The 23,740-nt window shown below is 70.0% G+C and carries 19 protein-coding genes and 1 riboswitch; of the genes, 12 read left to right on the top strand and 7 right to left on the bottom strand.

The genetic code is table 11. The features are described 5' to 3' along the window. Nucleotides 1–54 precede the first annotated feature (54 nt). Nucleotides 55–1,284, bottom strand: coding sequence for an amidohydrolase (locus OG520_RS12075; RefSeq protein WP_406013168.1), 1,230 nt, complete (start codon nt 1,282–1,284; stop codon nt 55–57). After that, entirely contained in the window at nt 1,281–2,687 is a 1,407-nt protein-coding gene (locus tag OG520_RS12070; protein WP_406013167.1) for an MFS transporter, read from the bottom strand. The genes OG520_RS12075 and OG520_RS12070 overlap by 4 nt, the downstream gene beginning before the upstream one ends. Nucleotides 2,688–2,822: 135 nt before the next feature. On the opposite strand from OG520_RS12070, the gene OG520_RS12065 reads away from it, so the two are divergent. Further along, nucleotides 2,823–3,848, top strand: coding sequence for an Lrp/AsnC family transcriptional regulator (locus tag OG520_RS12065; protein WP_406013166.1), 1,026 nt, complete (start codon nt 2,823–2,825; stop codon nt 3,846–3,848). A gap of 228 nt (nt 3,849–4,076) precedes the next feature. Here OG520_RS12065 and OG520_RS12060 read toward each other — a convergent pair whose 3' ends face one another. Then, nucleotides 4,077–5,555 (bottom strand): UbiD family decarboxylase domain-containing protein, encoded by a 1,479-nt coding sequence (locus OG520_RS12060; RefSeq protein WP_406013165.1) that lies wholly within the window; start codon nt 5,553–5,555, stop codon nt 4,077–4,079. A gap of 159 nt (nt 5,556–5,714) precedes the next feature. On the opposite strand from OG520_RS12060, the gene OG520_RS12055 reads away from it, so the two are divergent. The 4 genes from OG520_RS12055 (at nt 5,715) to OG520_RS12040 (ending at nt 10,670) form a co-directional block, all read left to right on the top strand. Continuing rightward, complete coding sequence (locus tag OG520_RS12055; protein ID WP_406013164.1) at nt 5,715–7,094, top strand: dihydroorotase; 1,380 nt, start codon at nt 5,715–5,717, stop codon at nt 7,092–7,094. A 2-nt stretch (nt 7,095–7,096) separates the two neighbouring features. Beyond that, on the top strand, nt 7,097–7,891 hold the full coding sequence (locus tag OG520_RS12050; protein WP_406016468.1) for an IclR family transcriptional regulator: 795 nt from the start codon (nt 7,097–7,099) through the stop codon (nt 7,889–7,891). Nucleotides 7,892–8,019: 128 nt separating this feature from the next. Next, complete coding sequence (locus tag OG520_RS12045; RefSeq protein ID WP_406013163.1) at nt 8,020–9,306, top strand: M20 family metallo-hydrolase; 1,287 nt, start codon at nt 8,020–8,022, stop codon at nt 9,304–9,306. Nucleotides 9,307–9,320: 14 nt separating this feature from the next. Then, a complete protein-coding gene (locus OG520_RS12040) occupies nt 9,321–10,670 on the top strand; it encodes an MFS transporter (protein WP_406013162.1) in 1,350 nt (449 codons plus the stop codon). Between the two features lie 180 nt (nt 10,671–10,850). On the opposite strand, the gene OG520_RS12035 is transcribed toward OG520_RS12040, so the two are convergent. The 4 genes from OG520_RS12035 to gcvT form a co-directional block, all read right to left on the bottom strand. Next, nucleotides 10,851–12,233, bottom strand: coding sequence for an L-serine ammonia-lyase (locus OG520_RS12035; RefSeq protein WP_406013161.1), 1,383 nt, complete (start codon nt 12,231–12,233; stop codon nt 10,851–10,853). A gap of 152 nt (nt 12,234–12,385) precedes the next feature. Then, nucleotides 12,386–13,645, bottom strand: coding sequence for a serine hydroxymethyltransferase (gene glyA / locus OG520_RS12030; RefSeq protein WP_399334404.1), 1,260 nt, complete (start codon nt 13,643–13,645; stop codon nt 12,386–12,388). Nucleotides 13,646–13,665: 20 nt separating this feature from the next. Beyond that, on the bottom strand, nt 13,666–14,043 hold the full coding sequence (gene gcvH / locus OG520_RS12025) for a glycine cleavage system protein GcvH (protein ID WP_266426811.1): 378 nt from the start codon (nt 14,041–14,043) through the stop codon (nt 13,666–13,668). 92 nt (nt 14,044–14,135) lie between these two features. Continuing rightward, the gene (gene gcvT, locus OG520_RS12020; RefSeq protein ID WP_406013160.1) at nt 14,136–15,263 is read right to left on the bottom strand and encodes a glycine cleavage system aminomethyltransferase GcvT; all 1,128 of its coding nucleotides are present in this window, start codon (nt 15,261–15,263) and stop codon (nt 14,136–14,138) included. A 140-nt stretch (nt 15,264–15,403) separates the two neighbouring features. Beyond that, nucleotides 15,404–15,501, bottom strand: a riboswitch (glycine riboswitch). 159 nt (nt 15,502–15,660) lie between these two features. Here gcvT and OG520_RS12015 point away from each other — a divergent pair. The 7 genes from OG520_RS12015 to OG520_RS11985 all read left to right on the top strand — a co-directional run bounded on the left by OG520_RS12015 (nt 15,661) and on the right by OG520_RS11985 (nt 23,707). Then, entirely contained in the window at nt 15,661–16,353 is a 693-nt protein-coding gene (locus OG520_RS12015) for an AAA family ATPase (protein ID WP_399334408.1), read from the top strand. Nucleotides 16,354–16,423: 70 nt separating this feature from the next. Further along, the gene (locus OG520_RS12010) at nt 16,424–17,194 is read left to right on the top strand and encodes an enhanced serine sensitivity protein SseB (protein ID WP_406013159.1); all 771 of its coding nucleotides are present in this window, start codon (nt 16,424–16,426) and stop codon (nt 17,192–17,194) included. Nucleotides 17,195–17,373: 179 nt separating this feature from the next. Further along, nucleotides 17,374–18,153, top strand: coding sequence for an enhanced serine sensitivity protein SseB C-terminal domain-containing protein (locus OG520_RS12005; protein ID WP_406013158.1), 780 nt, complete (start codon nt 17,374–17,376; stop codon nt 18,151–18,153). A 438-nt stretch (nt 18,154–18,591) separates the two neighbouring features. Then, nucleotides 18,592–19,596, top strand: coding sequence for an ABC transporter permease (locus OG520_RS12000; protein ID WP_406013157.1), 1,005 nt, complete (start codon nt 18,592–18,594; stop codon nt 19,594–19,596). Nucleotides 19,597–19,691: 95 nt separating this feature from the next. Beyond that, nucleotides 19,692–21,464 carry an ABC transporter substrate-binding protein gene (locus OG520_RS11995; RefSeq protein ID WP_399334416.1) on the top strand — a complete coding sequence of 591 codons (1,773 nt, stop codon included), beginning with the start codon at nt 19,692–19,694 and terminating at the stop codon, nt 21,462–21,464. 144 nt (nt 21,465–21,608) lie between these two features. Further along, complete coding sequence (locus OG520_RS11990; protein ID WP_266431288.1) at nt 21,609–22,610, top strand: ABC transporter permease; 1,002 nt, start codon at nt 21,609–21,611, stop codon at nt 22,608–22,610. After that, nucleotides 22,607–23,707, top strand: coding sequence for an ABC transporter ATP-binding protein (locus OG520_RS11985; protein ID WP_266426819.1), 1,101 nt, complete (start codon nt 22,607–22,609; stop codon nt 23,705–23,707). Before OG520_RS11990 ends, OG520_RS11985 begins: the two co-directional genes overlap by 4 nt. Nucleotides 23,708–23,740: the final 33 nt, after the last annotated feature.

Genomic DNA, 23,740 nt, shown 5'->3' with positions numbered 1-23,740 from the left:
TTCCCCCCGTACCCCGACGCATGCAGTCCGCTGGGCGAGCCATCGGCAGGCGCACTACCGATGTCCGACCTCCACACCGGGATCGGACCCGGCGCTGCTCAGTCGCCCCCTCACCCCGTCGAGCAGCCGGGCCCGCTGCTCGGGATCGCGTGCAAGCTCCGCTCCGGCCAGCGCCATTGCCGCAGCCCCGGCGAGCACCGCCGAGTCGGCGGAGGGCGACGCTCCGTGCTCCGCGAACTCGGCTGTGTGGTGGGCGGCGTCGCCGACCTCGTAGCCGATGGTCGGGTGGATCGCCGGCAGCACTTGCGAAACGTTGCCCATGTCGGTCGACGCGATGTGCTCACCCGCGCGCGAGACCGGGATCCGCCCCAGGGCCCTGAGCGCCCGGACATACGCGCCGGTCATGAACTCGTCCTGCCGCAGGTCGGCGAACTCCTCCCCGCACGGCGTGATTTCCAGCTTTGTCCCGGTGGCGAGCGCGCCGGCCTCCAGACAGGCCCGGACCCGGTCCTGCGCCCGGCGCAGCAGGGGCACCGAGCCGGCCCGGATCTCCACCGCCGCCTGCGTATGCGCGGGGATGACGTTGGGCGCCTGCCCACCCTCGGTGACGATGAAGGAGACGACCAGCCCCGGCTCGAGCTGCTGCCGCAACAGCCCGACTGCGTGGTAGGCCACCGAGATCGCGTCGAGTGCGTTCGCGCCCTCCCACGGCGCGGTCGCGGCGTGGGAGGGCCGGCCGGTGTAGTCCGCGGTCCACTGGGTCATCGCCAGTGAGGAGCCGCCGACCTCGTCCCGCCCGCCGGCGTGAACCATCATCGCGGCGGCGACATCGTCGAAAACCCCGGCCCGCAGGAGAATCGCCTTGCCGCCTCCGGCTTCCTCCGCGGGCGTGCCGATGAGCTTGACGCGGATGCCCAGCTCGTCGGCGACTGCGGCCAGGGCCAGCGCGCCGCCGGTCGCGGCGGCGCCGTTGACGTTGTGCCCGCACGAGTGTCCGATCCCGGGCAGGGCGTCGTACTCGGCGCAGAAGCCGATCGTCAGGTCGCCGGTGCCGCGCGTGGCGGTGAACGCCGTGTCCAGACCGCCGACGCCGCGCTCGACGGCGAACCCGGCGGCCGCGACGAGGTCGGCGATCTTGGCGCAGGACCGATGCTCCGCGAATGCCGGTTCCGGTTCCCGGTGCAGGCTGTGACTGAGCTCTACGAGCCCTTCGGACCAGCGGTCGACTGCATTCGTGATCGCGGCTGCGATCTCGGCCGGCACGCCGGCGTGTTCGGTGTTCACCGGGACTCCTCTCGCTTGCGGTAACACAGGCCCAAGCCCGCGCCGACGACCGCGACACCGGCGCATACGGACCACAGCCAGGTGTACGCGTGCAGGGTCACGCCCGCCGAGGTCTGGTGGGCCGACATGATCGCGCCCACGACGGACGCTCCGATTGCCGCGCCGAACGACAGCGCGAGCTCGTTGATGCCCGCCGCCATGGCGGTGTCCTTCTCCGGGATGCATTCGACGCACAGCGCGCGGGTTGACGCCTGGTAGCCGCCGAAGCCGAGGCCGAGCAGCGCGATCGCGGCGAGATACTGCGGCGCCGTGTGGTGCCACGCCAACAGGCTCAGGAACGACGCCGCGATGACGATGCCGGAGAGCGCGAGCGTGCGGCGCTCGCCGAGCTTGCGCAGCAGCGTCGAGGTGGAGAGGGAACTACCGAGGGCGAAGACGTTGAGCGCGAGCGCGACCAGTGCGATCGCCTGCGGCCCGTAGGCCAGCCCGAACCCGGCCTCGTCGGGCGAGGAGCCCAGGAAGACGGCGTTCGCGCCGAAGAATCCGATGGTGGAGAACGCCAGGCAGAACGTGACCCCCGAGACGATGGCTACGGGTGGGTCGACCAGCATCCGCAGGTTGACGAGCGGGGTCGCCGCCCGCGCCTCGACGGCGATCCAGGCGGCCAGGGCGAGCAGCCCCCCGGCCAGCGAGCCGACCGTGCGGGCCGAGGTCCAGCCCCAGCTGCCGCCGAGCGAGAGCGCGGCCACCACGCCGACGAGGCCGAGCGCCAGCAGCGCGAACGCTCGCAGCGGCAGGCGCTCGCCGGTGGGCGGCGCCCCGTCCGGGAGCAACAGGCCCGCGATGACGGCCAGGACCGCGAACGGCACCGCAACCCACAGACCCAGGTCCGCGGAGTGCTCGCTGAGTGTGCCCGAGATGACGCCGCCGACGCCCACCGCGGCGGTCAGCGCGCCGACGAGGAGGCCGACCCCGGAGCGGCGGTGCTCCGGCGCCCGGTGCCTCAGGATGCCGATGAGCAGGGGCATGAAGCCGACGACGGCGGCCTGGAGCACGACGCCGACGGAGATCGTGAGCTGGCTCGGCCAGGCCGCCATCAGCAGAGATCCGACGGTGACGAGCGCGATGGACACCCGCAGGAAGAGGCGGTAGCCGTACGTGTCGCCGAGCTTGGCGAGCAGGGGCGTCCACACGGCGAAGGCGAGCTGGGACAGCAGGTAGATCCGGGTCTGTCCCGCGTCGGTGATGTGCAGGGCGCTGCCGAGCGAGGGCAGGAGCGGCGTGAGGTAGCCCTGGGTCACGCCGCTCAGCAGCTCGACGAGGGCCATCGAGCCCAGGAGCACCTTGGCGGGAGTGTGCCGCTGCGCGACCGCTTGCTCCCGCTGTGGTGGCTTTGTCCGCATCATTGACCTCGACTTCGATGGCGTTGGGAACCTGGGTACGTGGGCGGCCCGCCCGCTCCACACTGTGGGTGACACGCGTCACTCAATTCGTCAACTGGCCCATATTTGACACAACGGAGCGCCAGACTGCCCGATATGAACACTCGCCCCGGGTCGGAACTCGACATCTCGCTCATCGATGCGCTCCAGCTGAACCCTCGCGCCGACTGGGCCGAGCTGGCCGGGGCGCTGTGCCACTCGCCGAAGACGTTGGCCAGAAAGTGGAGTGCGTTGTCCGAGCGCGGCCTGGCCTGGATTGCGATCGGTCCGGGCCCGGCGTTCGTCCGCTACGGGTGTGCGGCGTTCCTGGTTGTCAGTTGCCGGCCGCATGCCAAGCGCGATGTCGTCGCAGCGCTGATCGCTGAGCCCGCCGTGGTCTCGGTGTCCGCGATGTCGGGCGGGGCGGACTTCCTGGTCGACGCCTTCGCGCCGAGCCTCGACGACCTGGACCGACTGCTGAGTGAACGGATCGAGACCATCGGCGGGATCGTCTCTGTGACAACGCTCGTCGCGCTGGCGACCTATCGGGAGGGGTCGCGGTGGCGGGTGCAGGCGCTGGACCTGCAGCAGTCCGCCCTGCTGACACGGCCGCAGGCCGGGGCGCCCCGCAGGCCGGGTCCTTCGCTCGACGATCTCGACCGACTTCTGCTCGAGGCGCTGTCGCGCGACGGACGGCTGCCCTGGACGGACCTCGCCGACCGGTGCGGAACGACCGGACCCACTGCCCGGCGCCGCGTAGGGAAGATGATCGATTCCGGCCGGATCGCCCTGCGCTGTGAAGGCGCGAACGCCCTGGTCGGGCCGATCGTCCCGACCACGTTCATGATCTCGGTGCCGGCGGACGAGGTGAACCGGGTCGGCGAGGTGCTCGGCAGAATTCCGAAGTGCCGGGTCCTGGAAGCGATCACCGGACCGTCGAACATGCTGCTGACGATGTGGTTCCGCAGTACCGCCGAGATCGCGCCCTTCGAGGCCGCGCTGGTCCGCGAGCTCCCGTCCATCGTCATCGCGGACCGATTCGTCAGCCTCCGTACGTACAAGCGGGGTGGCCACATCCTCGATGCGGAGGGGCGGAGCACCGCGTTGATCCCGCCGGCGTCGATCTTCGCCGGGCCGAACTGACCGGGCGGCGGGCGGTGCTACGGGACGCGCCGGTCCGTCCGGGCCGATGGGACAGGCCGGTGTCGCGACTCCTGTGTCAGCGCCAACGCACCGCCCTCGGGGGCAGCCGCGTGACCGGCCGGGCCGACTCCGGTGAGCGCGGCCACGACCCGGCCCGGTGGCTCGACCCCGTGTCCTGTGCCGATCACGTCGTTCCCCTCCCGCCGAGGGTGGCGACGCGGCGCCGGTTCATCGGCCACCTTCGTGTGCGCCGTGGAGAGCGCCCCAGAGCACCGGGGTCGGCCGCACCTTGCCGCCGAGGCCGTCACTCGTCAACCACTCGTGCACCCGGTCCATCGTTTCGCGCGGCGGGACGGCGAGCTCGTTTCCCGCCGCGCGGTCGCCCGGCTTCGCCGTCGCGTCCATGCCGACCTTCGTCACGGTGCCGTCCTGCTGCATGGGCACGTTGCGGTCGCACGGGACGGCCGGCACCAGGACGAGGTCCCGCTCCCAGCGCATCCGGCTGGTGCGGGCCCACTGGACGTGTTCGGCGTCCCAGACATCGACGTCCGAGTCGACGACGGTGACCTGCTTGATCATGCTCACGGCGGCGAAGCAGCCGAGGATCGCGCGTTTGGCCTGCTTCCGCTGTTCCGGAGGGAGAGCGACGACGACGTCCACGCGCCCACCCCCGGAGAGAGTCACCGCGAGATCGGTGGCCCGACAGCCGAATCCGCGCAGCGCATGCCGCAGGCCGGCGGCGATCGGCAGCGCGCCGAGGAAGGAGTGCTCGGCGGCGAGGCCCGGGAGGATCACCTGGACCGAGGCGTCGGCCCGCCTGGTCACCGCGGTGACTTCGAGGGTGCACCCGTCGCCGTAGTCCTCGTACATGCCGTGGTATTCGCTCACCAGGCCCTCGTGGACCGGTCGGTCGACCCGCAGCACACCCTCGATGACCACCTCCGCGTCGGCGGGCACGAGCACGTCGCTCGTCGTGGCCCTGACGACCCGGACGGGCTCGCCCAGCAGGTGACCCGCGTGCTCCAATTCGTCGTCCCCGAGTCCGAGATAGAAGCACGCCGCCAGCTGGATGGCGGGGTGGCTGCCCAGCGTGACCGCGACGGGCAGGCCGCGTCCCGCGGTCGCCGCCGAGCGCGCGAGGGCGCTGAGGTGGTGGTTGGGGGCGATCCCGACGAACCCTGTCGTCTGCTCCAGCGGCTTGATCCGGGCGTAGGAGGCGTTGCGGTGACCGGTGACCGGATCGTGGGCGACGATCATTCCCGCGGTGATGTACCCGCCGGAGTCCTTCTCGAAGAATGTGGGCGTGACGACCTCGCGCCAGACGTCCGCCGCGGGGAAGCGGAGCTCCTGGCACGGGGCGACCGCGACCTCCTCGGTCGGTTGCCGGGAAGCGATGGCCGCGGACAGTGCGTCCAGAATGCCGGACTTCGGCACCCCCAACGCTGCCGCGATTCGTTCGCGATCGGTCAGCACGTTACCGATGACGGGCAGCGCCGATCCCCTGACGTCGGTGAACCGCACCGCCGGTCCCCGATCCAACAGCGCGAGTACGCCGCCGAGTTCGAACCGCGGGTCCACCGGCCGGTCGATGTCGACGAGCTCCCCGCGGCACGCAAGGGCCTCGACGAGGCCGCGCATCGACTGATCGCCCCCACGGGCCGCGCCGGCCCCGACCTCGGCGTCCGGGCCCATCGAATCTTCTTCCATGTCTGCGTCCTTCGAAACTCGTCCACACCGTGCGCAACCCGGTCGATCCGGTCCGACCGGTTGCCGATTGTCGGTCCCGGCGACGGAGCGGTCCACATGATTCCCGATCTACGGGAATCATGTTCTCGCGCCGTCGGCAGGGTGCCACCTTTGCCTGCCATGGAAGCAACTCACGGCCAGCCGGACGCCGACCTCATCCTCACCGGAGTGGTGCCACTCGGAGAGGGCGCCTTCGAACGCGGGTGGGTCGCCGTCACCGACGGCGTGATCACCGGCGTCGGTCCCGGTGAACCGCCGGTTCAGGGCGCGCGGCGGATCGATGCCGGCGACTCCTTCGTGCTGCCGGGCGCGGTGGACGCCCATGTGCACTCCTACTCGCATTCCGGGGAGGGGCTGCGGGCCTCCACGTCGGCGGCGGCCGCCGGCGGAGTGACCACGATCGTCGAAATGCCCTTCGACGCGACCGGCCCGATCAACACCACCGAGCGCCTCGACGCCAAGCTGGCGAAGGTCGCGGAGGAGGCGGTCGTCGACGTCGCGCTGCTCGGCACCCTCGCCCCGGGAGGGGGATGGCGCCGCGCCGAGGAACTGGTCGACGCGGGGGTGGTCGGATTCAAGGTGTCGCTGTTCGACACCGACCCGTTCCGGTTCCCGCGCATCTGCGACGCCGAGCTGCTGAGTGTGATGAAGGCGGTCGGCGAGGCCGACTCCGTGCTGTGCGTGCACGCCGAGAACAACGAGATCATCCAGGCGCTGCTGGCCGACGAACGCCACCGCAACGCGTCGGACCCCCGCGTGCACGGCAGGACCCGGCCGCCGGTGTCGGAGACGCTCGGCGTGCTCACCGCCATGGAGATCGCCGCGCACCAGGGCAACGCGCTGCACCTGTGTCACCTGTCGCTGGGCCGCTCGGCCGACCTGGTGCGCTGGTACCGGGAGCAGGAGGTCGACATCACCTTCGAAACCTGCCCGCACTACCTGATCTTCACCGAGGACGACATGGTCGAGCAGCGTGGCCGGTTGAAGATCAACCCACCGCTGCGGGACGAGGCGAGCCGGGACGCGATGTGGCGGGCGGTCAGTACCGGTCTGGCCGCCGTCATCTCCTCCGATCACGCTCCCTGGCCGCTGGAGCTCAAGGACCATCAGCGAATCCTGGACAACCATTCCGGAGCCCCCGGCACCGAGACACTGGTGGCCACCACACTCGGTGCGTGCCTGCGCCGCTACGGGGCCGGCCCGGAGTTCTCCCGGGTGGTGGCCGCGCTCACCAGCAACCCGGCCGAGCGATACGGCATCGGCCATCGCAAGGGCCGGCTCGCGCCCGGATACGACGCCGATATTCTCGTCCTCACCCCGACCGAGGACTGGCGGATCGACGGCTCGGCCCAACACTCCAACGCCGGGTGGAGCCCCTACGACACATATGTCCCCGGCGCTCGGGTCGCACTGACGCTCAGCCGCGGCACGGTCGTCTGGGATGCGGACAAGGGACTCACCGGCTCCCCGGGCCGCGGGATGCAGGTGCGTCGGAGGTGACCATGGCGATCGAGCGGTCGTCGGCCGGCGAGCTGTCGTCCCTGGCCCGTGGAATGCGGATCCTCGAGTTCATCCAGGACCGGGGGCAGGCGCAGGTGGCCGAGGTGGTCGAAGCACTCGCCATCCCGACGTCATCGGCGTATCGCTACATCCGGCTGCTGAAGGGCGCGGGGTTCCTCGCGGAGGTCAACGGCGCGCTGCTGCCGACGGACCGACTCACGGACCGCTCGGTCGACCGGAGCGAGCACCTGGTGGACATCGCCCGTCCGGTGCTCACGCGGCTGCTCCGCCACAGCGGGCTCGACGTCGCGCTCACCGTGCGTGTGCACACCGCGGCGTTGTGCCTCGACACCCGGCGCGGCGGATCCGGTGGCGTGGCGCTGCATCCCGGCGAGGTCCTCGCGCTGCACTCGGGGGCCAGCGCGACCCCGCTGCTGGCGACCGCCCCGGAGGCGGTGCGCCGGCAGGTCCTGCAAGGCAGGCTGCAGCGGTTCACCGCCGCGACCCCGGACGCCGCCGCCCTGCGGGAGGAGCTCGCCGGTATCCGCCGACGCGGTTACCACGTGACGCACGGCTGGCTGACCCCGGGGATGAGCGCGCTCGGGGTACCGGTGATCGTCGCCGGTTCGTGCCTGTGCACGGTGTCCCTGGTGGGCCGGCATGCCGAACTCGCCGACGCGACCGGGCCGCTGGCGCTGCTGCGCACCGCAGTCGACGAGATCGGCGCGGGCCTTCCGCACGCGGTGTCCCGCGCCTGGCTGTCGCCGGACGCAGAGGGCTCGCGCGGCGAAATCTGAATTTCCCTCAGGCCGGGGCAACCACAGGTGCCCCGGAATGCACGTTGATGGCAAGGAGACTCGATGCGTGAAAACACTGCCGTGGCCGCCCGTTGTGGTGCGCCCGGCGACGTCCGGAAGCAGGGCGCATGATCAGCAACCCGGAGCTCATCACACCGAATGTCGAGAGACTGTCCGAACGGTTCGCCGCCCTCGCCGAGTTCCACGACTCGACGGTGCCGGGGTGGAGCCGGGAGGTGTTCTCCGAGCCGTACCGCGCCTCCCGCGACTGGGTACGCCGGCAGATGGCCGACGCCGGGCTCGACCCGGTGATCGACGCGGCCGGGAACGTCGTCGGCAGGCTGCCCGGACGCCGTGGCGGGGGCCCCGCCCTGGTCACCGGGTCGCACACCGACACGGTGAGTCAGGGCGGGCGCTTCGACGGGATCGTGGGCGTGCTTGCGGGGATCGAGGTCGCGCAACGGTTCCGGGAGACCGGCACCCGGCTGGAGCATGACCTGACGGTCGTGGACTTCCTCGGAGAGGAAGCCAACGACTTCGGTATCTCCTGCATCGGTTCCCGGGCTGTCACCGGGGTGCTGCGGGCCGAGCACTTCGACCGCGTCGATGGAACCGGAACCCGGCTGGGGGACGCCGTCACCGGTTTCGGACTGGACCCGCAGCAGATGCTGCGGCAGGCCTGGCGCCCGGCCGATGTGCACGCCTACGTCGAGTTGCACATCGAGCAGGGGCCGCTGCTGGAACGATCGGGCACGAGCGTCGGCGTGGTGACCGCGATCGCCGGGATCGACCGGCTGCTGCTGCGCTTCGCCGGCCAGTCCGGACATGCGGGCACCACCGCGATGGACGAACGGCACGATGCGCTGGTCTCCGCGGCTGCGGCCGTGCTCACCGTCGAGCGGGTCGGTTGCGGGGCGCCGGTGCACGGCGTGGCAACCCCGGGCTGTATCGAGTCGAGCCCCGGCTCGATGGGGGTGATCACCGATCAGGCCCGGCTGTGGGCGGAACTGCGCAGCGTGGACGGCTCCTGGCTCCGCGGTGCGCGCAAGCAGATCGTCGATGAGGTGGTGGCGGAGGCCCGGCGCCGCGGCGTGCAGGTGGATGTCGACCACCTCACCGATCAGGACCCGGTACCCACCGCGGAGCCGGTGCAGGACGTGATCGGCCGGTCCGCGGACGCACTCGGCCTCTCCTGGCAGGCGGTGCCCTCCGGCGCGGGGCACGATGCCGCGCACCTGGCCCGGCTGGCGCCGATGGGCATGATCTTCGTCCCCTCGGTGAACGGGCGCAGCCACTGCCCCGAGGAGTTCACCGCGATCACCGACATCGAGCAGGGGGTGCACGTACTCGCGAGCACCCTGATGTCGCTGGACCGCATGTCACTGGACCGGCACGACGTCGTGCACGGCGTGTAGGAGGCGGAACCGCAATGGCTGCAGCCACTGTCGCCCGGCGTTCGGTCGTCGCGGCGTCCCTCGGCAACGCGATGGAATGGTACGACTTCACGGTCTACGCGTTCTTCGCCGGTTACATCGCCCGCAACTTCTTCACGAGTGACGATCCCCAGTCGGCAATGATCGGCGCCTTCGTCGTGTTCGGTACCGGATTCGTGGCGCGCCCGCTCGGCGCCGTGGTGATCGGCCTGTACGGCGACAGGAGGGGCCGCAAAGCCGCGCTGACGCTCTCCATCGGCACCATGGGCGCCGGAACACTGGTGCTCGCGCTCACCCCGTCCGCCGAATACATCGGGATCGCGGCACCGATCCTGCTCCTCGTCGCCCGTCTCCTGCAGGGTTTCTCCGCGGGCGGGGAGATCGGGGGCGCCGCGGCCTTCCTCGTCGAGCACGCCCCGCCGGACCGGCGGGGCCGGTACGCGGCGTGGCTGCAGGGGTCCATGGGGGTGTGCAACCTCGTCGCCGCAGTCGCGGGGGTCACCATCACCACCGTGCTCCCCGAGTCGGCGGTGAACGACTGGGCGTGGCGGCTCCCGTTCATACTCGGCCTGCTGATCATCCCGGTCGGCGTCTACATCCGCCGACAACTTCCCGAGACGGAGGCATTCGAGCAGAACAACGCCGATGCGAAGCAGCAGCGAAGTCCCGTCCTGCGGTTGGTCCGTGAGTACCGAGGGCAGATCCTGACCGGCTTCCTGTTCTCCGTGCTGTGGACGATCTGTGTGTACGCATTCGTCATCTACGGGCCGACCTATTACGCGAGCACGCAGACCGGACTGGGATTCACCGCTCGACAGACGTTCCTGGCATCGCTGGTGGGCAATGTCGTCCTGATCGCGGGCTGCGTGGCCGCCGGCCGCGCAGCCGACCGGCTCGGCGCGAAGCGGGTGGTGGTGGCCGGTGCGCTCACCCTGCTCGTGCTACCGCTGCCCTGCCTCCTCTGGTTGCACGACCAGCCGACCGTCCCGGTGCTGCTGGTCGTGCACGGCCTGCTGTGCGCGGGCGTCTCCGCGTTCGCCGGGGTCGCGCCGTCCGTACTGCCCCGGGCCTTCCCGGTTGCCGTGCGTGCGACAGGGGTGGCGCTGAGCTACAACATCGCCGCAACCCTCTTCGCGGGGTTCACGCCGGCGATCATGGCTTGGGCCACCGCTTCCGTGACCCCGTATGCCCCGGCGCTGTGGGTGGCGATTGCATCCGTGGCCTGTCTGATCGCGGTACCGGCACTGTTCCGTCAGATCGCGAGTGCGGAGGAACGGGAGCCGCACCCTCCCAGGATGCAGGGACCTGTGGCTGCGGCGACGGACCGGCTCGACGTCGGACGCTGACGGCCGGGTGAACCGTGCGGGAGTACCTCCCGTCTGCCGGAGGGACCTTTCGGGGACGATCCGCCGCCCAAGGGGGAAAGGCCGTGACAGAGCTGACAGACGGGAAACCCCTGATCAGGCCCTAGGGCGTGTTTGAGAAGTCCCGTCTGTCTCGCGGGGTCTGAAACACGCCCTGGAACGTCAGCACTCGATGATGTTCACCGCGAGCCCGCCCCGCGCGGTCTCCTTGTACTTCACGCTCATGTCCGCACCGGTCTCCTTCATGGTCTTGATGACCTTGTCGAGGGAGACCTTGTGGCTGCCGTCGCCGCGCAGTGCCATCTTCGCCGCCGTGACCGCCTTCACCGCGGCCATGCCGTTGCGCTCGATGCACGGGATCTGGACGAGACCGCCGACCGGGTCGCAGGTCAGGCCGAGGTTGTGCTCCATGCCGATCTCGGCGGCGTTCTCGACCTGTTCGGGAGTGCCTCCGAGGACCTCGGCAAGGGCGCCCGCGGCCATGGAGCAGGCGGAGCCGACCTCGCCCTGGCAGCCGACCTCGGCGCCGGAGATGGAGGCGTTCTCCTTGAAGAGCATGCCGATGGCCCCGGCGGCGAGGAGGAAGCGGACGACGCCGTCCTCCTTCTCCGCCTCGGTGGCGCCGCCGGCCGCGAAGTTCATGTAGTAGTGCAGCACCGCCGGGATGATGCCCGCGGCGCCGTTGGTGGGCGCGGTGACGACCCGGCCGCCCGCCGCGTTCTCCTCGTTGACCGCCATCGCGTAGAGGGTGATCCACTCCATCGCGCGGGCCTGCGGGTCGCCCTCGGCACGCAGCTGGCGGGCGGTGTTCGCGGCGCGGCGGCGGACCTTGAGACCGCCGGGCAGGATGCCCTCGCGGGACATGCCGCGCGAGACGCAGGCCTGCATGACCCGCCAGATGTCCAGCAGACCCGAGCGGATCTCGTCCTCGGTGCGCCAGGCCCGCTCGTTCTCCAGCATCAGCGAGGAGATGGACAGGCCGGTGTCCTTCGAGAGCCGCAGCAGTTCGTCGCCGGTGCGGAAGGGGTACTTCAGCACGGTGTCGTCGAGCACGATCCGGTCCTCGCCCACCGCGTCCTCGTCCACGACGAAGCCGCCGCCGACCGAGTAGTACGTCTTCTCCAGGAGAAGGGTGCCCTCGCGGTCGAAGGCGAAGATCGTCATGCCGTTGGCGTGGTACGGGAGGGCCTTGCGGCGGTGCAGGATCAGCTGCTCGTCGGCGTCGAAGTCGATCTCGTGCATGCCGAGGAGGTTGATCCGGCCCGTGGTGCGGATCTGCTCCACCCGCTCGTCGGCGGACTCCACGTCGACGGTGCGGGGCGATTCGCCCTCCAGGCCGAGCAGGACGGCCTTGGGAGTGCCGTGGCCGTGACCGGTCGCCCCGAGCGAGCCGTACAGCTCGGCGCGTATCGAGACGGTGTGGGCGATCAGGCCCTCGTTCTTCAGCCGGCGCGCGAACATGCGGGCGGCGCGCATCGGGCCGACCGTATGGGAGCTGGACGGGCCGATGCCGATCGAGAACAGGTCGAAGACCGAGATGGCCACGGAGGACTCCTCAAGGGTTGGTAGACGCCGTCGTCTGCCGGGTGGTGCGGGACGGACCGGTGGGTACGAAGAGCGCGGGGCAAGGGCGGGGGCACCGTGCTCACTCTTCAGTGTGCGCGGTGCCCCCACCCGGCGTGCAAACTGCGGGTGACCTACTTGAGGCCGGGGTACAGCGGGAACTTGTCGGCCAGCGCGACGACGCGGGCCTTCAGCGCGTCCGCGTCGTAGGACGGCTTGAGCGCGGCGGCGATGATCTCCGCGACCTCGGTGAAGTCCTCGGTCTGGAAACCGCGGGTCGCCAGGGCCGGCGTACCGATCCGCAGACCCGAGGTGACCATCGGCGGCCGCGGGTCGTTCGGGATGGCGTTCCGGTTGACCGTGATGCCCAGCTCGTGCAGCCGGTCCTCGGCCTGCTGGCCGTCCAGCTCGGAGTTGCGCAGGTCGACGAGGACCAGGTGGACGTCCGTACCGCCGGACAGCACGGAGACACCGACCTCGGTGACGTCCGGCTGGACCAGGCGCTCGGCGAGGATGCGGGCGCCGTCCAGGGTGCGCTGCTGGCGCTCCTTGAACTCCTCGGTCGCCGCGACCTTGAACGAGACCGCCTTGGCCGCGATCACGTGCTCCAGCGGACCGCCCTGCTGGCCCGGGAAGACCGCCGAGTTGATCTTCTTGGCGAGCTCCTGCGTCGACAGGATGACGCCACCGCGCGGACCGCCGAGGGTCTTGTGCGTGGTGGTCGTGACGACGTGGGCGTGCGGCACCGGGTTGGGGTGCAGACCCGCGGCCACCAGACCGGCGAAGTGCGCCATGTCGACCATCAGGTACGCGCCGACCTCGTCCGCGATGCGGCGGAAGGCGGCGAAGTCCAGCTGACGCGGGTACGCGGACCAGCCGGCGACGATCAGCTTCGGCTTGGACTCCTTGGCCAGACGCTCGACCTCGGCCATGTCCACGACGCCGGTCTCGTCGACGTGGTACGGGACCACGTTGTAGAGCTTGCCGGAGAAGTTGATCTTCATGCCGTGGGTCAGGTGACCGCCGTGGGCGAGGCTCAGGCCCATGATCGTGTCGCCCGGCTTGAGCAGCGCGAACATCGCGGCGGCGTTGGCCTGCGCACCGGAGTGCGGCTGGACGTTCGCGGCCTCGGCGCCGAACAGCGCCTTGATGCGGTCGATGGCGATCTGCTCGACGACGTCGACGTGCTCGCAGCCGCCGTAGTAGCGGCGGCCGGGGTAGCCCTCGGCGTACTTGTTGGTGAGGACGGAGCCCTGGGCCTCCATGACCGCGACCGGAGCGAAGTTCTCCGAGGCGATCATTTCGAGGGTGGACTGCTGGCGGTGGAGCTCGGCGTCGACAGCGGCGGCGACGTCCGGGTCCAGCTCGTGGAGGGAGGAGTTGAGAAGCGACATCAGGTGGTCCCTTTGGGTCTTTAGTTGCCGGAGAACTCGGTGTACTCGTCGGCGGAGAGCAGGTCCTTCGGCTCCTCCGCCATACGTACCTTGAACAGCCAGCCGCCCTCGAAGGGAGCGGAGTTCACCAGCGACGGGTCGTCCACGACGTCCTGGTTCGACTCGGTGACCTCGCCGGTCACCGGGGAGTACAGGTCGCTCACCGACTTGGTCGACTCCAGCTCGCCACAGGTCTCGCCCGCGGTCACCGTGTCACCGACCTCGGGGAGCTGGGCGTAGACGACGTCGCCGAGCGCGTTGGCCGCGTACTCGGTGATGCCGATCGTGGCCACACCGTCCTCGACGGCCGACAGCCACTCGTGCTCCTTGCTGTAACGCAGCTGCTGGGGGTTGCTCATGACCTGAATTCTCCTGTACGCGGGGGAGTGCTGATGAACGGTGGTCTTACGGTGTGAGACGCGACTGCGTCACTTCTTCGGGAGCGCCGACGTCACTTCTGGCGCTTGTAGAACGGCAGCGCCACGACCTCGTACGGCTCGTGGGTGCCCCGGATGTCCACTCCGACGCCCGCGGTGCCGGGCGTGGCGTGCGCGGCGTCCACGTACGCCATGGCGATTGGCTTGCCCAGGGTGGGCGACGGGGCGCCCGAGGTGACCTCGCCGATGACCTCGGCGCCGGTCCCGCCCGCGGCGACGACGGAGAAGCCGGCGCGGGGCACCCGGCGGCCCTCGGCGACCAGCCCGACCAGCTTGCGCGGCGGGGCGGTCTCGGCACGCTCGGCGGCGGCCTCAAGGGCCTTGCGGCCGACGAAGTCGCCCTCCTTCTCGAACTTCACGACCCGGCCGAGACCGGCGTCGAACGGAGTCAGTGCCGTGGTCAGCTCGTGTCCGTACAGCGGCATGCCCGCCTCCAGGCGCAGCGTGTCGCGGCAGGAGAGCCCGCACGGGATCAGGCCGCGGGAGGCGCCCGCCTCGGTCAGCGCCTTCCACAGCTGCTCGGCGTGGACGGGGGCGACGAACAGCTCGAAGCCGTCCTCGCCGGTGTAGCCGGTACGGGCGATCAGCGCGGGGACCCCGGCGACCGTGCCGGGCAGTCCGGCGTAGTACTTGAGGCCGTCCAGGTCGGCATCGGTGACGGCGGCGAGGATCGCGGGGGACTCGGGGCCCTGGACGGCGAGCAGCGCGTACGCGTCGCGGTCGTCGCGGACCTCGGCGTCGAAGCCCTCGGCCCGCGCGGTCAGCGCGTCCAGCACGATCTGGGCGTTGCCCGCGTTGGCGACGACCATGTACTCCGTCTCGCCGAGCCGGTAGACGATCAGGTCGTCCAGGATGCCGCCGTCCTCGGCGCAGATCATCGTGTAGCGCGCGCGGCCCACGGAGACGGTGCCGATGTTGCCGACCAGCGCGAAGTTCAGGAGCGCCACGGCCCCGGGGCCGGTGACGGTGATCTCGCCCATGTGCGAGAGGTCGAAGAGGCCGGCCTTCGTGCGCACGGCGTTGTGCTCGTCGCGCTCACTGGCGTAGCGCAGCGGCATGTCCCAGCCCGCGAAGTCGGTCATCGTGGCGCCCAGCGAGCGATGCAGGGCATCGAGGGCGGTGAGGCGGGGGGCGGTGCTCATGGATATGGCTCCCAGGGCATGACGACGAGGACGATCCCTCCCCATCTGTCATCGGAACCTGAGAGGTTCGCCGAGAGCCCCGGAAGGGTTCGGCTTGCACCTTGGGTGGAGCCGCGCAGCGGCCCGCTTTTCAGATCTGCCTCATCCGCGCGGTACGGGGCCTGAGAGATTCAAGGGAGGAACTTGCTCCTTCGGCGCCCGGCACTTGCAGTGACCGGAACTCTCCCGCGCGGATTCGAACGGCCTTTATGCAGTTGGCCGGGTCATCATCGCACGCATCGCGCCGGAGTGGGGCCTCGGTCCCCCACCGGAAATCAGCGGCGTGGACGGTTGTGCCGCATTACCTTTTCTTTACACTTCAGGGGCATGCGTGGGGTGAGCCGACAGGGGGAGCGCGATGACGTTGCAGCGGTACGCGACGACCGCGGGGGTCGCGCACGGCGCGATGCCCGCACAGCCGGGGGCCCCGGCGAGGGAGGCGTCCGGCGCGCACGCGCCCGTCGTGCGGGATCTCCGGGAGCGGTCCGGGCGCAGCCCGCGCGGCCTGCGCTTCGCGGCCGGTGACGTGGTGGTGGTCTCCGGGCTGCCCGGCAGCGGCAAGTCGACGCTCATCCGGCGGGCGGTGACGACGGCGCACGCCATCGACTCCCAGGACACCCGTGACCGCTGGGCGCGGGCCGTGCCCCGCTTACTTCCCTACGCCCTCTACCGCCCGCTCGTCCGCGCCGCCCACTACTGGGGGCTGTGGCGGGTGCTGCGTTCCGGGGAGTCCGTCGTCGTCCACGACTGCGGAACACAGGCCTGGGTGCGCGGCTGGCTGGCCCGTGGCGCGCGGCGCCGGGGCCGGGTCCTGCACCTCGTCCTGCTCGACGTCACGCCGCAGACGGCCAGGGAGGGCCAGCGCGAGCGCGGACGCGGTGTATCGGGATACGCCTTCGCCCGGCACCGCAGGGCGGTGGGCAGGCTGCTGAGGGCGACCGAGACGGGCCTGCTGCCGCCCGGCTGCGCCTCGGCGGTGCTGCTGGACCGGGAGGCGGCGGGGAGGCTCGGCCGGATCACCTTCGCGGACGGGCGGCTCGGGGCCGGGTAGCCGGGGCCGGGGCAGCCGTCGGGGCGGGCGTTAACCTTCTGCCGGAAAGCTTGGGCGAGAAGGGGAAGCAGTGGACGTTCCGGCACAGGTCCAGTCCCATCCGCAGGGCGGATGGCCGGCCAATGAGCTCGAAGAAGTGCTGATGGCCTCGGTGGGCATCCCGGAGGCGGGCGGACGGCTCGTCGAGGTGCTCGGACGCAGCCATGTCTGGGTGCCCCTGCCCAATGGCGGCGGACCCGACTCGGCGGACCTGGACCTGCCGACGATGGAGATCGAGGGCGCTCCGTACGTCCCCGTGTTCAGCTCCGAACAGCAGTTCCTGACCTGCGTCGGCACCCAGATGTCCTTCACCGTCGCGCCCGCCCGCGAATTCGCCCGCGGGCTGCCGCCGCAGCTCGGCATGGCCGTGAACCCGGGCGGCGCGGTCGGGATGCCGCTGCCGCCCCCCGCCGTGGCCGAGCTCTGCCGGGCCGGACGCACCCCGCTGGACGGGCCGGCCAGCGGCGGCAGGGTCCGGCTGTACGAACCGGACTGGAGGGAGGAGCCCGTCGACTTCCTCGCCGCGGCGGCCGGTGAGTTCGAGGAGAGCGGTGTCGTGCTCTCCGCCCGCCGGGCGCTGGCCAGCATCGAGGGCGGCGACCCCGTCCTCTTCATCGGCGTCGAGTTCTCCACCTGGGAAGGCGCGGGGCGCAATGCCCCGATGGACGCCCTCGGCCGTGCTCTGGGCCGGGTCGAGGTGCCCTGGGTGGTCAATCTCGTCCTGCTCGATGTGGCACAGGACCCGGTCGGCGACTGGATGCGGGAGAAGATCCAGCCGTTCTACCGGCGGGCGGGCCAGTAGACCCCGGCGCGGTGCCCGCGGCGGGCACCGGCGTGGAGCACCGCTTCGACCCATGGCGTCAAGTCGGTGTCAGGACCGGCGCATAAGCTGGTTTCATGGCTGGTGCCTCGGCATCATGCCGCACCCGTGTGCCCGGGAGTGGCCGGCCGACACAGTGGATCGAAGAGGGGCGGGACCAGGTGAGTGCGTCAGGCACCGCGGCGGCCGGGCAGGTCGAGCACATGCTGCGCCAAGTGACGCCCGGACGCTACGACGCGTACGAGGCGCTGCTGCAGGCCCTCGTGAACGGCCGGATCTGGATGCTCCTCTGGCACGGCCAGGCGGGCTCGCCCGACGCCCAGTACGGAAACATGGAGGTCGACGGCCTCGGCTACGCCCCCTGTGTGACCTCCGCCCAGGAGCTCTCCGCCAGCGGCTGGAACCGCGCCCATGAGCTGGTCGGCGGCCTGGAGATCGCCCGCGCCCTCTTCCCCGACCGCTGGGGCATCTGGCTCAACCCGCACGCCCCGGGCGGCGGCGTCGGCATCCCCTGGCTGGACCTGCGCCGGATCGCATCCGGTCTCGACCGGATGCCCGCGGGCCCGCTCCGGCTCACCGAGCCGGCCATCGAGATCCCGCAGTTCTACGCCCTGCTCACGCAGAACGCCCACCGCACCCCGGCCATCCGCTCGCTGCGCCGCGCCTGGGTGCAGCCCGCGCTCGGGGTCCCGTACCTCACCATCGGTCTCGACCTCTACGACACGAGCCCGCCCTCGGTGGACGCGGCGCGCGCGATGATGCAGCAGTCGATCTCCGCCGTCCCGGACGGGCTGCCCGTCTCCACCGTCGCGATGTCCGACGAGTACGACCCGGTCGCGATGTGGCTGCGCGCCAACGCCCGCCCGTTCTACGACCGCGAGGCGCATGCCCCGGCGGCCCCCGTCGCGGGCTACGGCTACCCGCCGCAGGGCGCGTACTGACCCTTCCGGGGCTGTTCGCCCCCCGGCGTCCGGAATGCGGGAGTGCGTTCCGGAATTCCGTAACGCGGCCATAAGTCATCAACTACCCGAATGTCGACGCGCGTTCACCTTCCCCGTGCCATAACTGGCCGCCCATGTCCGAGATTTACGTGCTGGGCATGTCTGGTGGTGAAAGCGTCGCTAATCTGCGCGCGTGCCCCCTTCCTCCTCAACTGACCTGTGTTCGGGGGGCGTTCACTTCCGTCCGGATAACGGAACACCCAGGGCCGCATCACGGTTAGGCATCCATTCGCCTGTCGGTATGGCTACCTGTAGTGACGGCAATGAAGACTCCCGCAGCAAGGGCGTCTTGCCGCCTCTGCGTACGACTGACTGATCGCGCCGCCACAGCGGCCAGTTCGGCCCGGCCACCGCCGGTTGAGAGGGGTCCTTGCCACGATGACGGCACCACTGCACGAGCCGACCACGGAAGCGGATCCGGTCGCGGCCGGCGGTCCCGCAGTCGACTCCGGGGTGAAGAAGGTCGAGGGGCGCTCCCTCAAGCAGATCGCCTGGAACCGCCTCAAGCAGGACAAGGTCGCTCTGGCGGGTGGCATCGTTGTCCTCGTCCTGGTCGTGGTGGCGGTGTTCGCGCCACTCATCGTCGGCCTGCTGGGGCATCCGCCGAACGATTTCCACCAGGACAAGCTCGACCCGCTGACCAATCTCCCCACGGGCAGCCTCGGCGGCGTGAGCGGCGACTACCTCTTCGGCGTCGAGCCCAACAAGGGGCGCGACATCTTCAGCCGGATCGTCTACGGTGCCCGGATCTCGCTGCTCGTGGCCTTCCTGGCGGCCCTGGTCGCCGTCGCCCTCGGCACCCTCTTCGGGATCATCGCCGGATACTTCGGCGGCTGGGTGGACGCGGTGATCAGCCGGGTCATGGACGTGCTGCTGTCCTTCCCGCAGCTCCTCTTCATCATCTCCCTGGTCTCGGTCCTGCCCGACGATCTGCTCGGCCTGACCGGCAGCGGCGTACGCATCGCCGTACTCGTCGCCGTCATCGGCTTCTTCGGCTGGCCGTACGTCGGACGCATCGTCCGGGGCCAGACGCTCTCGCTGCGCGAGCGCGAGTACGTGGAGGCGGCGCGCAGCCTCGGCGGCGGACGGACGCACATCCTCTTCCGCGAGCTGCTGCCCAACCTGGTCGCGCCGATCACCGTCTACGCGACCCTCATGATCCCCACCAACATCCTCACCGAAGCGGCCCTCAGCTTCCTCGGTGCAGGTGTCCGGCCGCCCACCGCCTCCTGGGGCGGGATGCTGCGGGACGCGCTGGAAACGTACGAGCACGACCCGATGTTCATGGTCTTCCCCGGCGTGACGATCTTCATCACCGTGCTGGCCTTCAACCTCTTCGGGGACGGGCTGCGCGATGCCCTGGACCCCAAGGGGACCCGATAACCCACGACTTGCCCCTGCCGCATCGTCAGGTGGCTTTTCCCATGGTTCTCCGGCAAGCAACGGCCTGGGACCGCGATCTCGGAGGTTGCGAGAAAATGTCCACAGTTACCTCGAAACGACGGCTCACCGCTGGTGCGGCCCTCGTGGTCGCGGCGCTGATGACCACCTCGGCGTGCGGCGGCGGCGGCGACAGCGAAGGCGGCGGCAAGTCGAAGGGCGCCGGTTTCAACGCGGCGTTCAACAAGGTTGCCAACCCGTCCACCAAAAAGGGTGGAACGCTGAAGATGATCGGCAAGCAGGACCTCGACTCCGCCGACCCCCAGCGTGCCTACTACGGCATGGCCTGGGACTTCATGCGCTTCTACACCCGCCAGCTGGTCTCGTACGACACCAAGCCGGGTGCGGCCTCCACCAAGCTGGTCGGTGACCTGGCCACCGGCCCCGGTGAGATCACGGACGGCGGCAAGACCTACACGTACAAGCTGCGTGATGGTCTGACCTGGGAGGACGGCTCCAAGCTGACCTCCAAGGACGTCAAGTACGGCATCGAGCGCATCTGGGCGACGGACACCATCACCGGTGGCCCGCAGTACCTGAAGCAGACGCTGGACCCCAAGGGCGAGTACAAGGGCCCCTACAAGGACAAGTCCGCGGACAAGCTCGGTCTCAAGACGATCGAGACGCCCGACGACAACACCATCATCTTCAAGCTGCCCAAGCCCAACGGTGACTTCGAGCAGTTCCTCGCCATGCCGTCCGGCTCGCCCGTGAAGGCGGCGAAGGACACCGGGGCGAAGTACACCCAGCGCCCGTTCGCCGCCGGCCCGTACAAGTTCGAGACGTACAAGCCGGGCAAGAACATCGTGCTCGTCCGCAACGACAAGTGGCAGAAGGCCTCCGACCCGATCCGCGCCGCGCTCCCGGACAAGATCGAGGTGACGATCTCCGCCAACCTGGAGGAGAACGACAAGAAGCTGATGGAGGGCGACTACGACGTCGACCTCAACGGCACCGGCATGACCCAGTCCGGCCGCGTCACCGCCGTCCAGGACCACAAGGCCAGCGTCGACAACATGCTGACGTCCTTCGTCCGCTACGTCGCGCTCGTCCACACGGCGAAGCCGCTGGACGACGTCCACTGCCGCAAGGCCGTCTTCTACGCCACGGACTTCGCCGGTCTCCAGCAGACCCGCGGTGGCGAGATCGCCGGTGGCGAGATCGCCAACAGCACGCTGCCGACCTCCATCAAGGGCCACAGCGACTACGACCCGTACGGCGTCCTCGCCCGCAAGGGCAAGCCGGACGCGGCCAAGGCCAAGGACGAGCTGAAGCAGTGCGGCCACCCGACCGGCTTCTCCACCAAGCTCACCGCCCGTAACAACAACCCGGGCGAGGTCGACGCCGCCGAGGCGCTCCAGGAGCAGCTCGGCAAGGTCGGCATCAAGGTCGAGGTCGACCCGATCGACGGCGCCGAGGCGTCCAGCATCACCGGTTCGCCGTCCGTCGTGAAGAAGCGCGGCTACGGCATGACGATGAGCGGCTGGGGCCCGGACTTCCCGTCCGGCCAGGGCTTCGGTCAGCCGCTGTGGGACAGCCGGTTCCTCTCGGACACCGGTAACTACAACGAGTCGCAGCTCAAGGACCCGCAGATCGACAAGCTCTTCGACAACGCGATCGCGGAGACCGACCCGGTCAAGGCCGGCGAGATCTACAAGGCCCTCGACAAGCGGATCCTCGACCAGGCCGACTGGATGCCCTTCATCTACGAGAAGAACATCACCTGGCGCGGCGACCGACTGACCAACGTCTACATGTCCGACGCCTACAGCGGCCGTTACGACTACGTCTCGCTCGGCGTCGTCAAGTAGTCGCTGTAGTCAACAGCATTTGCAGTCAACCCGGTTGACTGCTCCTCCGCCGCCGAAACCCGCCAGTCCGAAGGGCAGGTGAGGGCCGGGGCGATGGCCGGGAGCCCCCACAAGGGGTTCCCGGCCACCGCCGGGCCGCACACAGTGCTTGCTTATCTCATCCGGCGCCTGTTCGCCGTAGTCATCATGGTGCTCGTCGTACTGCTCGCGACGTTCACCATCTTCTTCATGCTGCCCAAGTGGGCGGGTCAGGACGTCGCAGTCCTCTTCGCCGGCAAGGCCACGGGTGTCGAGCAGCTCCAGGGCATCCGGATCAAACTGGGTCTCGACGACCCCCTCCTCGTCCAGTTCTGGGACTTCGTCAAGGGCATCCCGATGGGGCGCGACTACGCGAACGGTGCCGATGTCACCCACTGCGCCGCGCCCTGCTTCGGCTACTCCTTCCGCACGGAGGTCCCCGTCTGGACCACCCTCAAGGACGCGCTGCCCGTGACCGGCGCGCTCGCCGCCGGTGCCTGCGTGCTGTGGCTCCTCGGCGGTGTCGCCACCGGTGTGGTGTCCGCACTCCGGCGCGGCAGCATCTGGGACCGCGCCGCGATGACCACGGCTCTCGCCGGCGTCTCGCTGCCGATCTTCTTCACCGGCATGGTCGCCATGGGCCTGTTCGTGCACAACTTCGGCTGGGTGCACATCGCCGACAACCTCTCCACGGACGACGGCATCGGCACCTGGTTCCAGACCCTGATCCTGCCGTGGATCGTGCTCGCCTTCCTGAACGCCGCGATGTACGCCCGCCTCACCAGAGCCACCATGCTCGAAGTGCTCGGCGAGGACTACATCCGTACCGCCCGCGCCAAGGGTCTCGGCGAGGGCACCGTCATCACCCGGCACGCGCTGCGTTCCGCGATGACGCCGATCCTCACCGTCTTCGGCCTCGACATCGGCGTGCTCCTCGGTGGCGCCGTCCTCACCGAGTCCACGTTCAACCTGCCCGGACTCGGGCTCGCCGCGGTCCAGGCGATCAGCAACAAGGACCTGCCGGTGATTCTCGGCGTCACCCTGTTCGCGGCCCTCGCGATCGCCGTCGCCAACCTCGTCGTCGACATCATGTACGCCGTCATCGACCCGCGAGTGAGGCTGGGATGACCGAACTGCACAAGAGCGGTGCCGCGCTGGGCGAACCGTCCCCGGCCGGCTCGCCCGCTCCCACCGCCTTCCTCGAAGTGCGCGACCTCAAGGTGCACTTCCCGACCGACGACGGCCTGGTCAAGTCCGTCGACGGGCTCAACTTCCAGCTGGAGAAGGGCAAGACCCTCGGCATCGTCGGCGAGTCCGGCTCCGGCAAGTCCGTCACCTCGCTGGGCATCATGGGCCTGCACACCGCCGGCCAGTACGGCAAGCGCAAGGCGCAGGTCTCCGGCGAGATCTGGCTGGACGGCAAGGAGCTGCTGTCCGCCGACCCCGACGAGGTACGCAAGCTGCGCGGCCGCGACATGGCCATGATCTTCCAGGACCCGCTGTCCGCGCTGCACCCGTACTACACGATCGGCAAGCAGATCGTGGAGGCGTACCGGGTCCATCACAGCGTCGACAAGAAGACCGCTCGCAAGCGGGCGGTCGAGATGCTCGACCGGGTCGGCATCCCGCAGCCCGACAAGCGCGTCGACAGCTACCCGCACGAGTTCTCCGGCGGCATGCGCCAGCGCGCGATGATCGCCATGTCGCTGGTCAACAACCCCGAGCTGCTGATCGCCGACGAGCCGACGACCGCGCTGGACGTGACGGTCCAGGCGCAGATCCTCGACCTGATCCGGGACCTGCAGAAGGAGTTCGGCTCCGCGGTCATCATCATCACCCACGACCTGGGCGTCGTCGCCGAGCTCGCCGACGACATCCTGGTGATGTACGGCGGGCGCTGCGTCGAGCGCGGACCGGCCGAGAAGGTGTTCTACGAGCCCCGGCACCCCTACACCTGGGGTCTGCTGGGCTCGATGCCGCGCCTCGACCGCGACCAGACCGACCGGCTCATCCCGGTCAAGGGTTCCCCGCCGTCGCTCATCAACATCCCGTCGGGCTGCGCCTTCAACCCGCGCTGCCCGTACGCGGACGTGCCCAAGGACGACGTCACCCGCACCGTACGGCCCGAGCTGCAGGAGGTCGGCAGCCGGCACTGGGCGGCCTGCCACATGTCGCAGGAGCAGCGGGAGCGTATCTGGACCGAAGAGATTGCGCCCAAGCTGTGAGCGAGGACAAGGCCGTGACGAGCGAGGACAAGA

Origin of the sequence: Streptomyces sp. NBC_00984, from assembly GCF_045162475.1 — a bacterium.
Lineage (GTDB): Bacteria > Actinomycetota > Actinomycetes > Streptomycetales > Streptomycetaceae > Streptomyces.
Note: the sequence above shows the minus strand (reverse complement) of the source record. Positions and strands in the feature narration are given on the sequence as shown.